The sequence below is a fragment of the Citrobacter sp. Cf072 genome (assembly GCF_030334485.1).
GTDB classification, from domain to species: Bacteria; Pseudomonadota; Gammaproteobacteria; order Enterobacterales; family Enterobacteriaceae; genus Citrobacter; species Citrobacter freundii.
In genome coordinates this window covers 987,886-1,008,729 of the sequence record NZ_JAOWDX010000047.1, presented here as the reverse complement: position 1 = coordinate 1,008,729, position 20,844 = coordinate 987,886, and the positions used below count along the sequence as shown (strand labels likewise).

The window sequence follows — 20,844 nt, the reverse complement described above, 5'->3', positions numbered from 1 at the left end:
CTCTTTCTGTTTACGGCAGGATTCTCTTAAGCAAGTGCTCAAGTGTGGCTACTTCATCCGCCGTTAAGTTTTTTGTTAGTTCCTGGTGCAGGTCTTGCCCTACTAATTGATGACACTGCTCGCAAATTGCTGCGCCATGCTCGGTGAGTTTCACCAGCACGCCACGCTTATCATGTGGATTCGGAAGCCTTTCTATCCAGCCTTTACAGGCCAGTCTGTCCAGCATCCGCGTCAGGGCGCCAAGGTCGACAGACAGCACTTTTTTCAATTCGACAGGGGTGATGCACACCGCGCAACGGATGGAGCAGAGCACCTTGAACTGCGATGCCGTGATATCCAGCGGTGACAGATAGTCGTTTAGCAAACGATCTTTTTTCTGATTAACCATATAGATCAAACGACCCAGTGGGATGATTTCGTTAAACAGATCACTGGTGTTTTTCACAATGGTTGCCCTGGCAAGTAGTTAGTCACGGCTGATATTATTGCTTAGGCAAATATAAGTCAAACGAATGGATCCGCAAATGCCACGTTTTGCTAAATCATCAGACTAAATACCTGGCGAGTGGAATTTTAACGGTTTGATAATTATGGTTTATACGTGCGGATGAAAAATGAATCCTTACATCACGAAAATGGCTTATCTCGCGGATTACACCGTATACTTGCCGCTGACGATTAACGCACAGGAAAGATGACATTATGATGGACTTGTTTAAAGCAATAGGACTGGGGCTGGTAGTCCTGTTACCGTTGGCAAACCCGTTAACCACCGTGGCGTTGTTCCTTGGCCTAGCCGGCAATATGAACAGCGCAGAGCGTAACCGTCAGTCACTCATGGCATCTGTCTATGTATTTGCCATTATGATGGTGGCGTACTACGCCGGGCAGGTGGTAATGAATACGTTCGGGATTTCGATTCCCGGGTTACGTATTGCGGGTGGGTTAATCGTTGCGTTTATCGGCTTCCGGATGCTGTTTCCGCAGCAGAAGGCGCATGATTCTCCGGAAGCGAGAAGCAAGTCTGAAGAGCTGGAAGACGAACCGACGGCCAATATCGCCTTTGTACCGCTGGCTATGCCAAGCACTGCCGGTCCGGGGACGATTGCGATGATCATCAGCTCCGCGTCCACCGTGCGTCATGGTTCCGAATTTCCGGACTGGGTGATCATGATCGCGCCGCCGATTATTTTTGCGGTTGTCGGGATTATCCTGTGGGGCTGTTTGCGCAGTTCCGGAGGGATCATGCGGCTGGTCGGTAAAGGTGGTATCGAAGCGATTTCTCGTTTGATGGGCTTCCTGCTGGTGTGTATGGGCGTGCAGTTTATTATTAACGGCGTGCTGGAAATTATCAAAACCTACGCTTAAAACAATATGCCCGGTAATATTTACCGGGCATATTTTTTATGAATGCTGAGGCTGTTCTTCCAGTGATACCGGCCATTTACGAAAGATAATCACCGACCATATCAACGCGGCAACGGCAGGCACTGCGCCGACGTAACCAATCGTAGACATCGACCAGTGCAAACTCACCTGATTGCCTACCAGCGCGCCAGCGCCAATACCGATATTAAAGATTCCTGAGAACAGCGCCATTGCGACGTCAGTCGCATCCGGAGCAAGCGCCAGAACTTTCACCTGCATACCCAGGCCTATCAGCATGATGGCGACGCCCCAGAAAATACTCAGGATGGCAAGGTGCATTTCGCTGTCAGCGGCGGGAAGTAACAGTACCAGGCATATCGTCAACAGGGCAATGGCACTGCTAATCAGTACGGACGCATGCAGATTACCCAGCTTACCGAAAATGACGCTACCGACAATTCCCGCACCACCCAGAACCAGCAACAGGACTGTAGCAAAGTTTGCGCTCAGGCCCGCGACGGTCTGCACAAACGGTTCGATATAGCTATAGGCCGTATAGTGCGCGGTGACCACAATCACCGTCAGTAGATACAGACTCATCAATGCCGGGCGATGGAATAACACGGGCAGGCTTTTTAAAGAGCCGGAGTGCTCACTGGGTAGTTTGGGCAGGAGCTTAATCAGGCAAAGCAGGGTAACTAACGCCCCCATACCGATGGCGAAGAAGGTTGTGCGCCAGCCAAAATACTGACCGACGATACGCCCGATGGGCAGCCCCAACACCATCGCCAGCGCAGTGCCAGTGGCAATCAGGCTGAGAGCCTGTGCACGTTTCCCGGCAGGAGCCAGGCGAATTGCCAGCGATGCGGTGATCGACCAGAAAATAGCGTGCGCAAAGGCAATACCAATACGACTAATTACCAACACGGTAAAATTCCATGCCAGGAAAGAGAGCACATGGCTGGCGATAAACACAACAAACAGACAGATCAGAAGTTTTCGGCGCTCTACCTGACTGGTAAGTAACATGAAGGGGAGCGACATCAGGGCAACAACCCAGGCGTAGATCGTCAGCATGATCCCGACCTGAGCGGTCTGCATATTGAAGCTTTGTGCGATGTCGGAAAGCAAACCGACAGGGACAAACTCTGTGGTATTGAAAATAAAACCGGCAATGGCAAGCGTAACTACCCGTAGCCACGCGACCTTGCGGGAAACAGTGTCTGTTGTCATATCAAATAAGAGGATTAGCTGCGAAAAGGTAAGGCCACGATCTTAAAACGTTTGCTGGCGAAAATACAATCATTTTGTGATGCGGATCTCATTTCATTGGTAGGGCGCTATAATTTACTGCCGAACATTCCTCATATTTTTAAGTATTTCAATAATAATGAAATTCCGGGGTATGACTTCACCCGGATATACAGTTATTCATGTTCTTTGAGGATCGCCAGTTACTCCGGGCTCTGTGATAACTGGGGGTTCAACACCTCAATAAACGCTTCCAGTTGCCGCGTCATTGCACCTCTGCGCCAGACCAGCCATGTATTCAGCCAGCGCCAGTTCTCGCTTAGCGGCCAGGCGTTTACCTGATGATGCCCTGGCATGCTCTCCAGCATCGAACGCGGGATCAGTGCGATACCCGCTCCGGCAATGACGCAGGCCAGCATACCGTGATATGACTCCATTTCGTGAATGGTGCCGGGCATGGCGCGATCGGCATGAAACCAGCTTTCAAAATGGCGGCGATAGGAACAGTTGGCGCGAAAGGCGTAAATACTGCAACCGTTGACGTCGCTGGCCCGCTGAATGGGGGGATGACCGTTAGGAGTGACAATCATCATCTCTTCACGGTAGACCGGCATTCCTTCAAGGCCTGGATGGGTAATTGGGCCATCGACAAAGGCAGCGTTCAATGTACCGTCGAGCACGCCGTCCAGCATTGTGCCAGAAGGACCTGTCGCTAACGCGAACTGAATTTTGGGGTAACGCTGGTTATATTCAGCCAGCGTGGCGGGGATGCGTACTGCTGCCGTACTTTCAAGCGAGCCGAGAGAGAAGAGTCCTTGCGGCTCATCCCCGGCGACGACCATCCTGGCTTCCTCAACCAGCGCGAGGATCCGCTGGCTGTAGCGCAAAAAGTTGTGCCCGGATGGGGAAAGCCGCAGACGCTGGTTTTCACGAATAAACAGATCAACGCCCAGGTCGGCTTCAAGCTGACGTATACGGGTGGTGAGATTAGATGGCACGCGATGAACCTTCGCAGCGGCCTGCGTAATACTGCCAGTCTCCGCGACGGCATTAAACATTTCCAGCTGCGTCAGATCCATAATTTTCTCTATTCGTGAATGGTATGGTTAATATTATTCATTTTTCAGAAAGAGTAAATATGCTCATGATATAACCATACCCTGCGATAAAGAGAGGCACTTAATGACTATCACAGCAGCAACACATGCGATTTCCATTGACCCTACCAGCGGTGAAAGACTGACGGCGACGCCGTGGGCCAGCGTGGAAGAGATTGATCATGCGCTGAACCTTGCAGCGAATGGCTATAGCGAATGGAAACACACTTCCGTTGAGCACCGTGCGCAAACGCTGCGCCATATTGGGCAAGCTCTGCGCCATCGTGCGGAAGAGATGGCGCAGTGTATCTCACGTGAAATGGGTAAACCCATTAAGCAGGCGCGGGCTGAAGTCGCTAAGTCAGCTGCGTTGTGTGACTGGTACGCCGAGCATGGACCGGTGATGCTCAGTCCGGAACCCACGCTGGTGGAGAATAACCAGGCGGTGATTGAGTATCGTCCGGTAGGAACTATTCTGGCGATCATGCCGTGGAACTTCCCACTCTGGCAGGTAATGCGAGGTGCCGTCCCGATTCTGTTGGCCGGAAATGGTTACCTGTTAAAGCATGCGCCTAACGTAACCGGCTGTGCTGCAATTATTGCGCAGGTTTTCGCTGATGCGGGTGTACCGGCGGGGGTTTACGGGTGGGTGAATGCCGATAACGCAGGGGTCAGTCAGATGATCAATGACCCGCGTATCACGGCGGTAACGGTGACGGGTAGTGTTCGTGCTGGTGCGGCGATTGGCGCCCAGGCGGGGGCCGCGTTGAAAAAATGCGTTCTTGAACTGGGGGGCTCCGATCCGTTTATTGTCCTTAATGATGCAGACCTCGATCTGGCCGTTAAGGCGGCGGTCGCCGGGCGTTATCAGAATACCGGGCAGGTTTGTGCGGCAGCCAAACGCTTTATTATCGAAGAAGGGATAGCGGCAGAATTTACTTCACGCTTTGTGGCCGCTGCGAGCGCACTCAAAATGGGCGATCCGCTGAACGAAGAAAACGATCTGGGGCCGATGGCGCGATTTGATCTGCGTGATGAGCTGCACCAGCAGGTTGAAGCCACCCTTGCCGAAGGGGCGCGGTTACTTCTCGGCGGGGAAAAAATTGCGGGTCATGGTAATTACTATGCCGTGACGGTACTGGGCGATGTTACTCCAGAGATGACGGCGTTCCGCCAGGAGCTGTTTGGTCCGGTTGCGGCAATTACCGTGGCGAAGAATGCGGAACATGCCTTAGCGCTGGCGAATGACAGTGATTTCGGCTTATCTGCCACGGTGTTTACTGCGGATGAAGTGCTGGCGCAGAAGATGGCGTCACGCCTGGAGTGTGGTGGCGTATTCATCAATGGTTACAGTGCCAGCGATGCCCGCGTTGCGTTTGGCGGTGTGAAGAAAAGTGGTTTTGGCCGAGAGCTTTCGCACTTTGGTTTGCATGAGTTTTGTAACGTGCAGACCGTCTGGAAAAACCGCCTTTGATGGTGTAGGTGTCTCCGCTGGAGGCACCTGTCTTATTTCTGCAATTTTTCTGTCATTTACTCTCCGTACACTCGCGTCTAACGCTTTGATACAGAAGAGTAATATGAACATAACGCAAATTTTCAGTCGTCTTATACCCCGTCAGTTTGGTCTGTTAACCGGCATTTTTTGCATTATTGCGCTGTTCTCTGTTTTGCAGGTCGCGTCCTCCTTAATGCTTTCGGCCTCAGTCAGCGGCGCACAGCATAATGAAGGACGTAATCAACTCGCGCATATACAGCAGGCGAAGGTTGATGAAGCGCGGGTGGCGTTATTATCTGCCAGCGATTTACTTAACCGTGCGGGAGTTTATTTTATGCAGGATGCCGCCACCGGTTCGGACGGGAGTTGGCGTCCGTTAATGGAAGAGGCGTACCGGGCGCTGGCGCAGTCAAAAAGTGCATGGGATGCCTGGCGGGATATGAAACCGCAGCCGGATCTGGATCTAACGGAGAGCTATCAGCGTTTTTATAGCGGTATTCTGGAGCAGGCGGATGGGCTGATGCAGTCAGGTTCCATTGATGCGTTTTTTGCCGTACCCGTGCAGGCCTTTCAGACGGACTTTAACGCTAATTACGCGCGCTTTCAGCAGAACAGTGGGCGACATGCGGAAGCTGGGCGTCAGCAGCTGTTGACCAGTCTTGAGCGTTTACAGAATCTATTTTTGTTTATTCCTCTCGTGCTGGTGGTTATTGCTTTTCTGGTCTGGCGCAGTATGTCCCGTTGGGTGATTATGCCACTGCGACGGCTGATCGATCATATCGATATTTTAGCAGCGGGTGACCTGTCTCGCCCGGCCCCGCAGGTGAGTCAGTTTAATCGGGAAGTGACGCAATTAAGTTCGCGTATTGCTGCAATGCAGCAAGGTCTCTGCGCGCTGGTGCAGCAGGTGAACGATGCCACCACTGCAATGGTAGGAAATATCAACGAACTTGCGCAGAACAATAAACAGCTATATCAGCAGTCGGCGAAACAAAGTGAAGAGTTAAGCAGCGTGACATCGCATATTTCGTTGCTGGAAATGCATGTTGAGGATAACAGTGGCTTTGCTGAACTGGCGAATCAACGCGCTGTGCAGGCGCGAGATGTTGCGGCAGGCGGGGACCGAATGATGGCGACGGTAAATACGTCAATGCAGGCGATTGTGACACGTTCGTCTGAAATGCGAGGTATTACAACGCTTATCGATAATATTGCATTTCAGACAAATATCCTGGCTCTTAACGCGGCAATCGAGGCAGCACATGCGGGGGAGCAAGGGCGTGGGTTTGCCGTGGTTGCAAAAGAAGTTGGGCTGCTGGCGCGAAAAAGCGGTCAGTCTACGCAAAACATTCAGACACTGATTAAACACTCGTTACAGGGCATTGAAGAGGGCTTTCACGCGGTTAACGGACTGGATAAAAATTTGCAGCAGGTTATCGAACTGGTTGAGAATCTTGGCGCGTTGCTGAACGACATTTCGACTGCAACGTTAAATCAAGGGAACAATATTCACCAGTTGACTCGAAAGCTGCATGTCCTGAACGGCGAAGCCCGGCAAACCAGCGATCTGGTGAATGCTGCATCTGACTCTTCCTTGCAGCTACACCATGAATCCCGCCAGCTTATGCAGGCCGTGGCCAGATTCCGCCTTCCGGCCTGACGCTGCGTATTCAGCTCTGTTATACTCGCAGGCCTTTCATACCTGCGAGCAAGGAGCATGTTGTGGCCAGGGCCATGGACAATTCAATTTTAGAGACCATTGTGCAGCAGGTTCGTCCGCTGATTGGTCAGGGTAAAGTCGCTGATTATATTCCGGCATTAGCCTCTGTCGACGGTTCAAAACTGGGTATTGCTATCTGTACCGTTGATGGACAGCACTATCAGGCGGGAGATGCGCAGGAACGTTTTTCTATTCAGTCGATTTCAAAGGTGCTCAGCCTGGTCGTGGCAATGCGTCACTATCAGGAAGAGGAGATTTGGCAGCGTGTCGGCAAAGATCCTTCTGGCCATCCTTTTAACTCCCTGGTGCAGCTGGAAATGGAGCAGGGTATCCCTCGCAATCCCTTTATTAACGCCGGGGCGCTGGTGGTTTGCGATATGTTGCAAGGGCGTCTAAGCGCACCGCGTCAACGGATGCTGGAAGTGGTACGGGCGTTAAGCGGTGTTTCGGATATCGCTTATGATGCGACGGTCGCGCGATCAGAGTTTGAACACTCGGCGCGTAATGCCGCAATTGCCTGGCTGATGAAATCCTTCGGCAATTTTCACCATGACGTGACCACCGTTTTGCAGAATTACTTTCACTACTGCGCGCTAAAAATGAGCTGTGTGGAGTTGGCGCGAACCTTTGTCTTTTTGGCAAATCAAGGGCATGCCTTTCATCTTGCGGAACCCGTGGTGACGCCGATGCAGGCCCGGCAGATCAATGCGCTAATGGCGACCAGCGGCATGTATCAGAACGCAGGGGAGTTTGCCTGGCGGGTCGGGCTTCCGGCGAAATCTGGTGTGGGTGGCGGCATCGTGGCGATCGTGCCTCACGAGATGGCGATTGCTGTCTGGAGTCCGGAACTGGACCCGGCGGGAAATTCACTGGCCGGTATCGCCGTGCTGGAGCAATTAACACAACAGCTGGGGCGTTCGGTTTACTGATGAATACGCTCGATCCTCTTTTTGCCCGGCTGGCGAAATCAACGTTTCGCTCGCGGTTTCGTCTTGGTCAGAAAGAAAGGCAGTATTGTCTGGATAAAGGGGCGCCGGTTATCGAACAACATGCTGCGGATTTTATTGCTAAACGACTGGCACCTGCGTTTCCCGCCAATGATGGTAAACAGACTCCCATGCGTGGTCACCCGGTATTTATCGCTCAACATGCTACGGCAACGTGCTGTCGAGGGTGTCTGGCGAAATGGCATGATATACCTCAGGGCGTAGCGCTAAACGATGAACAAAAACGTTACGTTGTCGCGGTTATTTATCACTGGTTAGTGCTTCAGATGAACAAGCCATAGATAACATTATCCTATGATATGACCCCTAGTGTTGTGTAATTGTTAAAAGTAGTATGAAGGGGGTCAATCTAAGGAGAAACCATGGCTTCCGGTAAACCCTGCTTTGTGCTGAGCGCGGCACAGATTCTGTCGCGAATCGACGAGCTCAGCGATGTTCTTGAACGGTGCGTCAATGACGGCGCCTCCATCAGTTTTATTCTGCCCTTTAATCGCGAAAAATCAGAGCCTTTCTGGATGAACGTCGCGCAAAGTGTTTCTCGCGGAGAACGGATCGTTCTTGGTACGCAGAACGCGCAGGGGACGCTTGTCGGTACCGTCCAACTCATTATCGATCAACCTGAAAATCAACCTCATCGTGCTGATGTTGCCAAACTGCTGGTTCACCCCTCAGCGCGGCGCGGTGGCCTGGCTCGTGAATTGATGAACGAACTGGAAAGTTGCGCGCGTCAACAAGGTAAAACGCTGCTGGTGCTTGATACGGCGACGGGCAGTGGCGCGGAGTTGTTCTACCACAATTGCGGGTGGAAAAAGGTAGGAGTGATACCTGACTATGCCCAAATGCCCGATGGGACGCTGACCGGGACCACACTTTTCTATAAAACGCTCTAATTTGTCGTCGGGGATTGATCAAAACAGGGTTTCAATGTATTAAAGTTTGCTAACCTATTGGACCAATTCAATCAGGTTGTATGACTAATCATAAAGGGAACCCATTGTGCAAACACTAAATCGTCGCGATTTCCCCGGAGCTCAGTATCCTGAACGCATTATTCAGTTTGGTGAAGGAAACTTCCTGCGCGCCTTTGTAGACTGGCAGGTTGATCTGCTGAACGAACATACCGATCTGAACGCTGGTGTGGTCATTGTTCGTCCTATCGAAAGTACCTTCCCGCCATCTCTGAGTACGCAGGATGGCCTCTATACTACTATCATTCGTGGTTTGAATGAGAAAGGCGAGGCTGTCAGCGATGCTCGTCTAATTCGTTCAGTTAACCGTGAAATCAGCGTTTATAGCGAATACGATGAGTTCCTGAAGCTGGCACATAATCCTGATATGCGTTTTGTGTTCTCTAACACCACGGAAGCAGGTATCAGTTACCACGCGGGCGATAAGTTTGACGACGCGCCAGCGGTAAGTTATCCGGCTAAACTGACGCGTCTGCTGTTCGAACGCTTCAGCTATTTTAACGGCGCATTGGATAAAGGCTGGATTATCATACCTTGCGAACTGATTGATTATAACGGTGATGCGCTGCGTGAACTGGTTCTTCGCTACGCTCAGGAATGGATGCTGCCGGAAGCGTTTATTCAGTGGCTGGATCAGGCCAATGCATTTTGCTCTACGCTGGTGGACCGTATTGTTACCGGCTATCCGCGTGATGAGGTAGCTAAGCTCGAAGCTGAACTGGGCTATCATGACGCTTTCCTCGACACGGCAGAACACTTCTATCTGTTTGTCATTCAGGGGCCGAAGTCATTAGCCGCAGAACTACGTCTGGATAAGTATCCGCTGAATGTCCTGATTGTGGATGACATCAAACCGTACAAAGAGCGCAAAGTGGCGATTCTCAACGGTGCTCACACTGCGCTGGTTCCTGTTGCCTGGCAGGCAGGATTGGACACCGTGGGCGAGGCGATGAATGACGCAGAAATTTGCGCCTTCGTTGAAAAAGCTATTTATGAAGAAATCATTCCGGTACTGGATTTACCGCGCGATGAGCTGGCGTCCTTTGCCAGTGCGGTGACGGGGCGTTTCTGCAACCCGTACATCAAGCATCAGCTGTTGTCGATTGCCCTGAACGGCATGACTAAATTCCGTACCCGCATATTGCCGCAACTGCTGGCCGGGCAACAGGCCAGCGGTCAATTGCCCGCACGTCTGACGTTTGCGCTGGCGGCGTTGATTGCGTTCTACCGCGGGGAGCGTAACGGTGAGTCTTATCCGGTCCAGGATGATGCGCACTGGATTGAACGTTTCCAACAACTGTGGAGCCAACATCGCGATCGCCAGATAAGTACTGAGGCGTTGGTGCGTACTGTACTGGCGGTCAAAGAACATTGGGAGCAAGACCTGACCCAGGTTTCTGGGCTGGTGGAGCAAGTTTCTGCCGATCTGGATGCCATCCTGGCAAAAGGCATGCGTGAAGCCGTGAAACCACTGTGCTAAAAAATGCTTAATATTCATTTATAAGCTTTTATTTTAGCAGGCCGCAAAGGTGTTTAATTCAGGGAGAGGTTACTCTCCCTGAGTCATTTTGTTTTGTAATACAAATTATGTTTTTTTCCGTAGTTCACCCGTGCAAACTATACTTTTTTTAATTATAAAACTATAGAATTACACCACACACCGTAATAGCATCATGATGAAAGTAGTCCCCATGGGTATTATCACCACCATTATCTCTAACGACATATAAAACTAAGTGCATTTTATCTGTTTCCGCATATAACATTTTTGATTCAACCTGTAAAAAAAGTTATAAATAAAGCTATATAAAAACCATGAATAAATGAAGGCTTTTAGTGGATGGGGATTACAAAAATTTCATTAAAAGATACCAATTGAAATTTTTGATGAGATATTTGTCGCGTAAGTTATTATCAGTAAGGAAATCTTAGGAAATAATTATGTTTTAAGTTTTTTTCGTTGATTAAATAGTTGTTGATTTAATTTTGAGCCTGTTGATAATCGATTCAGCTTCTCAGAGAGACTCTGCTCTTTTGAAATGCACAACAACTCGTTATATTTTTATCAGGAACAACATAATGAAAAAAATCGCCGCTATCGTTGCATTCAGCAGCGTATTTGCTGTCTCTGCTGTTCAGGCAGCCGGAAATGGCACTATTAATTTTACCGGTGCGGTAAATAACCAGACCTGTAGTGCTACGATTAATGGCGCAACAGGTAGTACTGCGGCGGCTGTGACGCTGCCAACTGTTCAGGCAAATATTTTAGGTACCGCAGGTAATGTCGCGGGTCAGACATCTTTTAAAATGGATGTCACTGGGTGTGCGTCGACTAACCCAGCAGGCGCTGGCACTGTTAAGGCCTTTTTTGAAAGAGGAGCAAATGTAGACAGTAATGGTCGTCTTGTTAATACCAATACAACAGGTGCGTCCAATGTTGTGCTGGAGCTTGTCGACGGTTCCGGGAATACGCCAATTAAGGCAGGCGACATTGCGCAGAACACGGGTAACTACGTGCCTATTAGTGGTGGTAATGCAACTCTGCCATATGCCGTACGCTATTATGCAACGGGGGCAGCTACCGCTGGTGCGGTTGCGTCTAGCGTAACGTATTCGCTGATCTACAACTGATATCAGAATATTACTTAAGAAAATTTGGTAAAAGTATTTCTCCGAATAGTATAGATAAACATTTTCAAAGTGTTCTATAAACTCCAGTAATTTTCTTACTTCGTAACAAGCCGGAGTGGAAGGTTTTATGTCGAACCTTCCTCTCCGGATTTTATAAAAATAAAGAGCATATCGTTAAATATTCTGTTCTAAAGGCAATAATACTATGAAACTGCACCGATTCTTTTCTGCTACAGCGCTTTTACTGGCTACGGGAATACCAGCGACGTATGCCAGTATTCAAATCAATACCACCCGAGTCATTTATCATGCTGCGGAAAAAGATATCAGCGTGCAAATTACGAATCCAGGAAAATATCCGGTATTGCTGCAAAGCTGGACCGATGACGGTAATCCAGAAATTAAACCGGACGCAATGCGCACTCCTTTTGTTCTGACTCCTCCATTGACGCGGGTGAATGCCGACGCAGGACAAACGTTACGCCTGTCATATACCGGGACTGCTTTGCCCGCCGACAGAGAGAGCGTTTATTGGTTAAACGTGCTGGAAATCCCGCCTGTAGGTGAGAAAGGGACAAATCAGGTGCAGGTGGCCTTTCGATCAAGGATCAAGCTGTTTTATCGCCCTGTCACACTTGACGACAAAGGCGCTCGTACGGCAATCGCGCAGCTGCGCTGGCAGGCGCAGGGTAATCATATCATCCTGAGTAATCCGACGGCGTACTACGTTTCTGCCGTGGCTGTAACCGCGACGCACGCAGGCAAAAAAACAACGATCCCCGCCGATATGCTGGCACCGCACGGCAGTCTCGATCTGACGCTTCCCTCTGGTGTAGTGGCGGATGGCCTTACCGTGGAAGCGATTAACGATTACGGCTCATCGGTTACAGAACCTGTAAACCGGTTGTAATAGCAGGGGATACTCATGCGTAAAACTTATCTTGCTGAAATGCTGTCGGCAGGGCAGCCCGTTGCCTGGATATATGCGTCATTACTGATCATACCTGTTATGGCAACGGCAGCGCCAGACGATGACGTTGAGTTCAACACCACATTTCTTGACAGCGCGTATACAGCGGGTATCGACTTGCAGCAGTTCAGGCAAGGAAACAGCTTGCCGGCGGGAGAGTATTTAGCGGATATCTGGCTAAATGATGAGTTGGTGGCAACGCAGAAAATGACATTCAATAAAACGTCTCAAGGAACGGTTGCTGCCTGTATGACTCCTGAGTTGCTGGCTCACCTGAATATTATGCCGTCCGCATTGCACGACATGGATAAGCTGACCCGCGGCAACTGCGTGCCCGTAGAGCAGGTGATTCCATCAGCAAAACTCACATGGAATAACAGCGAGCAAAAGCTGGTTATTGCCGTACCCCAGCAGGATCTCGCGAAAACGGCGCGCGGTACTGTGCCGCCATCGCTCTGGCAGGATGGCAGTCTGGCGGCATTTATAGGTTACAACGCCAGTGCCTATCAATCATCATCTGGCGGTGAAACGTTTAACTCTCAGTATTTGAGTCTGAACAGCGGACTTAACGTTGGAGGCTGGTATCTGCGACATAACGGGAGTCTGACCAATCAGACCGGAAGCGGCAATCGTTATCAAAGCATTAATACTTACCTCCAGCATGATGTCAGCTCTGTTCGCGGTCGTTTCCTGGTGGGTGAAGCTAATACCTCAGGACGTCTTTTTGATTCGTTGTCATATACCGGCGTCTCGCTATTCAGCGATGATCAAATGTTGCCTGAATCACAGCGCGGTTATGCACCTGAAATCCGCGGGATCGCCCGCAGCCATGCGCGCGTCACCGTACGGCAGAGCGGGAATGTGATTTATGAAACTACCGTTCCGGCAGGGGCTTTTGTTATTAACGATCTTTATCCTACCGGTTATGGTGGCGACCTCAGCGTGACCGTACGCGAAGCGGATGGTAGTGAAAGCACATTCCTTGTGCCTTACGCCTCGGTAGCAGATTTGTTGCGTCCTGGCGCATCGCGTTATGAAGCGGTGGCAGGGAAATACCGTCAGTCGAATGGGCGTGACGGTCAACCTTTTTATCAGGCGACCTGGCAGCAGGGTATTACTAACTTCTTGACGTTGTATGGTGGAACCCAATTTAGCGATGGCTATCAGGCGTATCAGGCCGGCAGCGCGGTATCGACCCCGCTGGGTGCCGTGGCGCTGGATGTGACCCAGGCTATGACCTCCACGAGCAGAGACAAACTGAGCGGGCAAAGTTATCGCATTACCTACAACAAACTCATTTCTGACACGCAGAGCAATATTGCGCTGGCCGCATATCGTTTCTCCACGCGTGATTATCTGGATTTTGCTCAGGCCATGGAGTACCAGAACTTGCAGAAAGGGGATGCGATTTATGCCGGGTTACTGTACCGGACCAAAAACCGATACAGCCTGACGTTAAGTCAGGGGTTGGCGGAAGGTTGGGGGACATTCTCTGCCACCGGGCTTTCGCAGAATTACTGGAATCGCAATGGGAACGACATGCAATACCAGTTTGGTTACTCAAACCGCTGGAAACGATTGAGTTATACCCTGACCGCTACGCGTAACCGTGCCCCAGAGGGAAACATGGAAACCAGTTGGCTGGTTTCCTTCAGTTTGCCGTTGGGTGAGGAGCGCCCTGTCACGTTTAGTAGTTCGGTTTCCCATGATAACGGTGGCTTGGCTGAGCAAGTTGCGCTGGCCGGAACTGGCGGAGATAAGCAGCAGATGAGCTGGGGCGTTTCGGGAACCCACAGTGAACAAAGTGGCAGTACCGGTAGCGTGAGCGGTCAGTACCTTTCACCATGGACATCCGTCAATGCGTCTGTAGGTGTAGGTCGGGATAACCATACCTTGTCTGGTGGGCTGTCAGGTTCGATGGTGGCGCATCCACACGGAGTAACCTTTACGCCTTATACCAGTGACACCTGGGTGGTAGTGAATGCCCCAGGTGCTGCAGGTGCGGAAGTACTGAGTTATCCGGGATTAAAATTGGACCGCTGGGGCAATGCCGTCATGCCTGCCTCAATGCCATATCAGCGAAATTCGGTCAGCCTCGATCCGAAAAATCTGTCTCACCAGGTTGAACTCGAAAATACCACTCAAAATGTGGTGCCGCGCTCAGGTGCAGTAGTGGTGGCGGAATTTGCCACGCATCAAGGCTATGCCCTACTGCTGACGCCAGCGCAACCAGAAGTAAGTTTATCCTTCGGCGCGACGGTAACGGATAGTCAGGGAAATACCGTCGGCATGGTAGGGCAAGGTGGAATGGTCTACGCCCGGGTAAATACAAAAACAGGCCAGCTGTTTGCCACCCATGATCTAACAGGCAAAGCCAGTACCTGCATTATGCCTTTCAGCGTGACGGATGAAGCGAAAGCGATGCAGCAGATAACCTATTCGTGCGGACGCTAAGGCAACAGCCGCTTTGATTTACGATCTTGGAGAATACATGTTCAGTTTGATTCGTTCCAAAATACATCTGCGGATAGTTCAGTTGCTCGTTGCGACGAGCGGGCTGTTATTTGCTGGCCATAGTCTTGCCGTCTGTTCGACTGGAAATCAGCAGTATACCGTTCAGGTTCCACTCCAGGCTGCAACGTTTAGTGCCGGAGAGGATTTTCCAGTAGGGAGTAATATCCGCGTACAGCAGGTTCGTGGCTATACGGCTGTTCCTGTGACTTGTACTAATTCTGGCGCCTATTCGCGCATGAGTCTTTCAGGAGGCACGCTATACCCCGGTCAAAGCAACATCTATCAGACGGGGATTAATGGATTAGGGGTGCGTTTTCGTAACCCTTACGAGAATAAATATTATCCGTTTAATACTACCTGGATGGGTACTTACAGTCCTGATGGCTGGTTAGTGTTCACTATTGAGCTGGTCAAAATGGGGCCAATTACTGCCGGAACAGTGAATAGCGCACTTTTTCCGCAAGTGAGAATTGATGCGATAGATGCCGATAATAATCCGACTCGAGTGGCATGGCATACAATTACCGGCGGTTTTACGCTGCAAACGCCAACGTGTACGACGCCCAACTTTAATTGGGATCTGGGAACGACTAACACCACGCTCTTACGAAATCAGGGCGACGCCAGTGTGTGGGTGGATACGCCAGTGACTTTGACCGGGTGTTCTACATTCCTGGGTAATAACAGTAATGGAAGCTATACCCAGTACAATATTCAAGCCGGCTTTAATTCAGGGAGTGTGTCTCAGTCTGGCAGTATTGCGCCCAACAAACTTACCATGACGCTGACGCCGAACACCTCCGCTATTGATTCCGTAAATGGAATTGTCGCTCTGGATAATACGGCCACCGCATCAGGATTTGGCGTACAGGTCGCCTCGAAACAATCAGGAACGTACGTTGCGCAGAATCTCGCGGGCAGTATGGTTGTCACGCCGACGGTTGGAGACAGCAGTGGTTCAGTCCGTTTTCCGTTGGGGGCGCGTATCATCCGAACCAGCGATTCGGTGCAGGGCGGGTCGATCAAAACTAGCCTGACTTACACTATTAATTACCAGTAATCGCAGCATGATAAACAGCTATAAGCAACGTTATGTTTGTGAGCCGGTTTATACCATGGCGGGGCGTCTGGTTGCCATGGAAGTGCTGACATCGTTTACGACACCTGAAGGGAATGCGGTCTCATACAACGATGTGACCGATATTCTTACGCCAGAGTATAAATGGCTAAATTTTGTGCGCCAACTGTACGGTGTTAGCTGCTGGCAAAATTGGTTGGTTCGCCACCACATCGTTATCTCACTGAATGTGGATGCTGATACGGCTGTTTGGCTTCTTCGTGACAAGGCCGTACTTTCTATGATCGCTAAAATGCCGTTTATTCGTCTTGAGGTACATGAGCATTTCCCCACCTCAGACAAAGAAAAACGGGGATTACTGCATCATTTACGACCCCATGCCTCAATGTGGCTGGATGATGTTGGCTCCGGAAGCCATAACAATTTTGGTTTGCTGATCAGGGGATATTTTAGTGGGGCGAAGATTGATAAGTCTTTTTTCTGGCAACACCATGTCAGCGATAAGGCATGGCTGGGAAAGGTTATCCGCGATCTGACTCGTTTTGCAGGAAATGTCATCGTGGAGGGAGTAGAACACACCGGCCACACAATGGCTCTGATGACGACCCCGCATTGCTGGCTTCAGGGGCATCTGTTTCAGCGTACCGATATTGATCGCATTCCAGAAGTTCCATTATGGATTAACTCCGTCTTAACCACGCCATCAGGCTAATTTTCACAGGATAAAAAGGTGTATCTCGTCATTACTCAGGATCGTTTTTTATTTTATTCAATTTCCTGTATTTTGGGTCCGGATATGACAGAGCATATCCGTTGTGTAGAAGATATTTGTCTGCAACGTCATCGGCATGCTCATGTGATATTAGATACTTTTAAAAATAATGTCATTTATACGCCACTGGCCGAGCGGATTGCGCTGATTAAACCTGAACGCATGTATATTATGTCACCTTTTGGGATTAAAAAATGCTTTACTGGAATGAAGGTGAGGTTTATCCCACGAGCAATTCAGGTACAAGATTTAAGAGAATTGGTTGTTCATGGTAGGTTCTATGAATGGCAACCTAAAATATATTTAACCAGAAGACAACATCATATCATAACAATGACATTATTGCATAAGAGTCAGCGTGTGATTACGGATGACTTGAATATTTCCATAAAAACGCTCTTTAGCCACAAGTATAATATTATGTTATTGCTCAACCTTAAAAAATTTAGTGGGTTATTGAGCCATCCGTTTTCTCTATACCTGCGTTATGAACAGCATGACATGCACGGTATGGCAGAGTAGTTTTGCATTGATAACTAACGTGCTTTCCAAAAATCAGCGGGTGTGCTCGACGTGATTTTTCGAAAGGCTTTATTAAATCCGGATAATGACTCATAGCCTACGCGTGATGTTACTTCTTCAACTTTGTAGCCTCTGCGCAATAAGTTGATGGCGATGTTAATACGCAGTCGGGTTACCAGCTCATTAGGAGTATAACCGCATATATCATCTATCTTTCTGATAAAGGTTGAGCGACTCATATTTACTTTACCGGCCATCATATCAATTGACCAGTCGAGTGTAGGGTTATGCATAATCTGCAATAAAAGATCAGAGAAGGGGGCGTGTTGTGAAATATCCAACAGTTTTATATCGACAAGATGTTCATCAACAATTTGCTCAACAATGTAAACCAATAAAAGATCGGTGAGTCGTGCGAGAGCCAGTTCGCACCCTGACTGTGAGACTGAACACTCCAGCTGTAAAATAGCAACCAGTTGGCTTATTTTCTGGCTGGATGTATCATCTTTTTTGATTATCATGAATTCCGGCAGTAGAGCAAAAAGAATTTCACCCTGTATGGTTTTTGGGTGCAAAAAACCGCACAGAAGGGCGGTATCGCCATCTTTAGGTTCACTGATGGAATACATCGACTTTTTTGGAATATTCTCGGCATTCGCCTCGGGAGAAGAGACCAAATAAAATGGCATATTAAAGAAAAAGAATACAATATCACCTTCGGACAGGTTTACGACAGTGTTACGATCGGTGAAGCGAAGCCAGCATTGCCCTTCCAGCACCAAATGAAAACTGGGCATACCGGTTGGGTATGTTGAGGCTTTCCAGTCGTCGCAGTACCTACCGAGATGAAAAACGGAGGTAGCAACATGCGTCTGATTCGCGAGCCATTCTTTAATGTACATAATTTATTCTCTGATTTTTATGTAATTTATATCCCAATGAATGACTGTAATGACCACTAAGAAACTGAAGATACAATACCCGTCCGGTCATTCAATATAAAGTTAGCATACGTTATCTGTTTCTAATGTGAGGTATTTTCCGAATGGTAATGATAAATCTTATTTAGTTACAACATACAATAAGCACTTTCAAAAAACACCGTTCCGTAACTACGGAGTTGACTAAGTTTTTAGCAGGGAAGAAGCTGGTGTGGTCAGAAGCTTGCAACATTGATCGCAATCAAGTTTAATGCGTTGGCTCCCAACCATTTCTAAGATAACCATGATCGTTAGACCTCAACAACACTGGATACGCCTGATATTTGTCTGGCATGGCTCCGTATTATCAAAAATCTTTACCCGGCTGCTTCTTAATTTCCTTCTTTCTATTGTGGTTATTATCATCCTGCCATGGTATACGATGCTGGGTATCAAATTTACCCTGGCACCGTTCAGCATTCTCGGCGTGGCGATAGCTATTTTTCTGGGGTTTCGCAATAACGCCTGCTATTCACGTTACGTTGAGGCCCGACACCTGTGGGGGCAGTTGATGATAACTTCCCGCTCATTACTGCGAGAGGTTAAAACCACCTTACCGGACGACGCTGATCTGAGGTATTTTGTTCATCTGCAGATCGCATTTGCCCACTGTTTACGCATGACTTTACGCCGACAGCCTCAGGCAGAGCCGTTAGCGAAATACCTGAGCGAGAAAGATATGCAGACGGTATTTGCCTCACAATCACCGGCAAACCGCATCTTGTTGCTGATGGGCGAGTGGTTGGCCGTACGCAGACGTAATGGTCAACTGTCTGACATATTATTTCACAGTTTAAACAATAGGTTAAATGATATGTCTGCAGTACTGGCCGGTTGTGAGCGGATTGCTAATACCCCGGTGCCGTTTGCTTATACCTTGATCCTTCATCGTACTGTGTACCTGTTTTGTATCATGTTGCCATTTGCATTGGTGGTCGATCTGCACTACATGACACCGTTTATTTCAGTGCTTATTTCCTATACTTTTATTTCGCTCGACACGCTTGCAGAAGAGCTTGAAGATCCGTTTGGCACTGAGAACAACGATCTGCCGCTGGATGCGATTTGCAATGCAATCGAAATCGATTTGCTGCAAATGAATGATGAAACAAATGTGCCAGCAAAGCATATGCCGGATAAGCACTATCAACTCACTTAGCGACGTTCGTTTTGCCACCACGCGGGCTGCATATCGGAAAACGAATGAAACTCCGGTGCAAGGTCTTCATCGTTAGGATCGTCAAAAGCACCGGCTAAAAGCGCAATGACCGGGGCGTCATCGATGGCGCCCACGGAACTGCCGCACTGAGGGCAAAAGGCCCGACTGGTCGTTGCTGATGAGCGCCAGGTTTTCGGTTTTCCGGCTTTTCCCGTCCATTCTACATTTTCTGCATCAAACTCAATCCAGACGACGGTAGGGGCGCCCGTATGTTTCCGGCATATATCGCAGGAGCAGGTATGGGAATTATTAGGACTACTGGCAGTGAAACGGATCGAGCCACACAGACACCCACCAATGTAGACTTTAGACATAACAACTCCCCGTCAGAAACATATTGCAAGACACTAGCAGAAGCCAGACATAGCCACTAGATCCTTATGATAAAAAGGCGAGGGTACGCATGGCTGATAGTTTATTCCTGTGATCTGCCAGATGATAAACGCTTAACTATTACGTCTGGCAACAATAAATAATCGCGGAAATGCCAGTAAAATTTTGCCGTTCTCCTGCAACGGATATTGTTCCTGGAGCAGTTCATGGTAGCGCGCCAGGTAATGACGTTGCTCGCTTTCGCTCAAATCCTGCAACCAGGGGCGCAGGCCCGTCGAGCTTACCCAGTCGATAATTGCCTGATGCGAATCCATAATGTGATAATACGTTGTACGCCAGATATCTACATCACAACCCGCTTCGGTCAAAATATCATAGTAGGCGTGAACGCCAGGAAGCGGAGCACGGCCACGGTCTGGGTAATCTTGTTCATAAGCCACTTCGCGCATCAATACATGCGTTGGCTCCAGCCAGTTATCTGGCATTTGCACGGCCAGAACGCCATTGTGACTCAGTTGTGAGACCAGGTGCGGGAATAACTCATAGTGATCGGGTACCCACTGTAACGATGCATTGGCATAAAGCAGATCCACGGGGTGCTCTGCCTGAAACGTACTGATATCCGCTTCAATAAAATGGCATTTTGGTAATGTGTTGCGCGCTTCATTCAGCATCGCGGGTGAGGTATCAACCCCAGTTATTTGAGCTGAAGGCCAGCGCTGATGCAGTAATGCTGTACTGTTTCCCGGGCCACAGCCAAGATCGACAACTGAACGAACACTTTCTAACGCCACTCTGCTAAGTAATTCCGTTGCGGGTCTTGAACGTTCAGTTTTATATTGCAAATAAAGCGAAGGGTTCCAGTCGGCCATGTATGAATCTCCAGTATAAGAAGAAAAGGCGGAAAGGGGGTTCATTA

20 protein-coding genes are annotated in these 20,844 nt (G+C 49.2%); 14 read left to right on the top strand and 6 right to left on the bottom strand.

The genetic code is table 11. The features are described 5' to 3' along the window. Positions 1 to 10: 10 nt before the first annotated feature. A complete protein-coding gene (gene marR / locus OGX66_RS23560; RefSeq protein WP_003832935.1) occupies positions 11 to 445 on the bottom strand; it encodes a multiple antibiotic resistance transcriptional regulator MarR in 435 nt (144 codons plus the stop codon). A 257-nt stretch (positions 446 to 702) separates the two neighbouring features. Here marR and OGX66_RS23555 point away from each other — a divergent pair, with 257 nt between their 5' ends. Further along, a complete protein-coding gene (locus tag OGX66_RS23555) occupies positions 703 to 1,368 on the top strand; it encodes a MarC family NAAT transporter (protein ID WP_003032428.1) in 666 nt (221 codons plus the stop codon). 36 nt (positions 1,369 to 1,404) lie between these two features. On the opposite strand, the gene OGX66_RS23550 is transcribed toward OGX66_RS23555, so the two are convergent. Further along, entirely contained in the window at positions 1,405 to 2,601 is a 1,197-nt protein-coding gene (locus tag OGX66_RS23550; protein ID WP_003032430.1) for a sugar transporter, read from the bottom strand. A gap of 221 nt (positions 2,602 to 2,822) precedes the next feature. Then, a complete protein-coding gene (ptrR, locus tag OGX66_RS23545; protein WP_003032431.1) occupies positions 2,823 to 3,698 on the bottom strand; it encodes a putrescine utilization regulator PtrR in 876 nt (291 codons plus the stop codon). Between the two features lie 103 nt (positions 3,699 to 3,801). On the opposite strand from ptrR, the gene sad reads away from it, so the two are divergent. The 12 genes from sad to OGX66_RS23485 all read left to right on the top strand — a co-directional run bounded on the left by sad (position 3,802) and on the right by OGX66_RS23485 (position 17,393). Next, positions 3,802 to 5,190, top strand: coding sequence for a succinate-semialdehyde dehydrogenase (gene sad, locus OGX66_RS23540; protein WP_088902265.1), 1,389 nt, complete (start codon positions 3,802 to 3,804; stop codon positions 5,188 to 5,190). Between the two features lie 103 nt (positions 5,191 to 5,293). Continuing rightward, positions 5,294 to 6,871 carry a methyl-accepting chemotaxis protein gene (locus OGX66_RS23535; RefSeq protein WP_088902264.1) on the top strand — a complete coding sequence of 526 codons (1,578 nt, stop codon included), beginning with the start codon at positions 5,294 to 5,296 and terminating at the stop codon, positions 6,869 to 6,871. Positions 6,872 to 6,933: 62 nt separating this feature from the next. Next, positions 6,934 to 7,860 carry a glutaminase B gene (gene glsB, locus OGX66_RS23530; protein ID WP_003032436.1) on the top strand — a complete coding sequence of 309 codons (927 nt, stop codon included), beginning with the start codon at positions 6,934 to 6,936 and terminating at the stop codon, positions 7,858 to 7,860. Continuing rightward, on the top strand, positions 7,860 to 8,219 hold the full coding sequence (locus OGX66_RS23525) for a DUF4186 domain-containing protein (RefSeq protein WP_088902263.1): 360 nt from the start codon (positions 7,860 to 7,862) through the stop codon (positions 8,217 to 8,219). Before glsB ends, OGX66_RS23525 begins: the two co-directional genes overlap by 1 nt. Before the next feature lie 81 nt (positions 8,220 to 8,300). Continuing rightward, positions 8,301 to 8,828, top strand: a complete 528-nt coding sequence (locus tag OGX66_RS23520) for a GNAT family N-acetyltransferase (RefSeq protein ID WP_049003240.1) — start codon at positions 8,301 to 8,303, stop codon at positions 8,826 to 8,828. Between the two features lie 106 nt (positions 8,829 to 8,934). Further along, entirely contained in the window at positions 8,935 to 10,386 is a 1,452-nt protein-coding gene (locus OGX66_RS23515; protein ID WP_046670673.1) for a tagaturonate reductase, read from the top strand. Between the two features lie 599 nt (positions 10,387 to 10,985). Then, the gene (locus OGX66_RS23510; RefSeq protein WP_003843639.1) at positions 10,986 to 11,537 is read left to right on the top strand and encodes a fimbrial protein; all 552 of its coding nucleotides are present in this window, start codon (positions 10,986 to 10,988) and stop codon (positions 11,535 to 11,537) included. A gap of 205 nt (positions 11,538 to 11,742) precedes the next feature. After that, entirely contained in the window at positions 11,743 to 12,447 is a 705-nt protein-coding gene (locus tag OGX66_RS23505; protein ID WP_053088687.1) for a fimbrial biogenesis chaperone, read from the top strand. Between the two features lie 15 nt (positions 12,448 to 12,462). Then, the gene (locus OGX66_RS23500) at positions 12,463 to 14,961 is read left to right on the top strand and encodes a fimbria/pilus outer membrane usher protein (protein ID WP_061549103.1); all 2,499 of its coding nucleotides are present in this window, start codon (positions 12,463 to 12,465) and stop codon (positions 14,959 to 14,961) included. A gap of 37 nt (positions 14,962 to 14,998) precedes the next feature. After that, a complete protein-coding gene (locus OGX66_RS23495; RefSeq protein WP_123924703.1) occupies positions 14,999 to 16,081 on the top strand; it encodes a fimbrial protein in 1,083 nt (360 codons plus the stop codon). A gap of 7 nt (positions 16,082 to 16,088) precedes the next feature. Continuing rightward, on the top strand, positions 16,089 to 16,811 hold the full coding sequence (locus tag OGX66_RS23490; protein WP_057101501.1) for an EAL domain-containing protein: 723 nt from the start codon (positions 16,089 to 16,091) through the stop codon (positions 16,809 to 16,811). Between the two features lie 18 nt (positions 16,812 to 16,829). After that, positions 16,830 to 17,393: a helix-turn-helix domain-containing protein gene (locus OGX66_RS23485; protein ID WP_286512330.1), complete on the top strand. Its 564-nt coding sequence runs from the start codon at positions 16,830 to 16,832 to the stop codon at positions 17,391 to 17,393. Positions 17,394 to 17,407: 14 nt separating this feature from the next. Here OGX66_RS23485 and OGX66_RS23480 read toward each other — a convergent pair whose 3' ends face one another. After that, positions 17,408 to 18,295, bottom strand: a complete 888-nt coding sequence (locus OGX66_RS23480) for an AraC family transcriptional regulator (RefSeq protein ID WP_003843648.1) — start codon at positions 18,293 to 18,295, stop codon at positions 17,408 to 17,410. A 322-nt stretch (positions 18,296 to 18,617) separates the two neighbouring features. Here OGX66_RS23480 and OGX66_RS23475 point away from each other — a divergent pair, with 322 nt between their 5' ends. Then, entirely contained in the window at positions 18,618 to 19,532 is a 915-nt protein-coding gene (locus OGX66_RS23475; RefSeq protein WP_016150234.1) for a bestrophin family protein, read from the top strand. Here the strand turns inward: OGX66_RS23475 and OGX66_RS23470 are convergent. Together OGX66_RS23470 and tam are read right to left on the bottom strand one after the other, a co-directional pair. Further along, complete coding sequence (locus OGX66_RS23470; protein ID WP_088902260.1) at positions 19,529 to 19,906, bottom strand: GFA family protein; 378 nt, start codon at positions 19,904 to 19,906, stop codon at positions 19,529 to 19,531. The two genes, OGX66_RS23475 and OGX66_RS23470, sit on opposite strands and share 4 nt — an antisense overlap. 132 nt (positions 19,907 to 20,038) lie before the next feature. Continuing rightward, on the bottom strand, positions 20,039 to 20,797 hold the full coding sequence (gene tam / locus OGX66_RS23465; RefSeq protein WP_088902259.1) for a trans-aconitate 2-methyltransferase: 759 nt from the start codon (positions 20,795 to 20,797) through the stop codon (positions 20,039 to 20,041). Positions 20,798 to 20,844 lie beyond the last annotated feature (47 nt).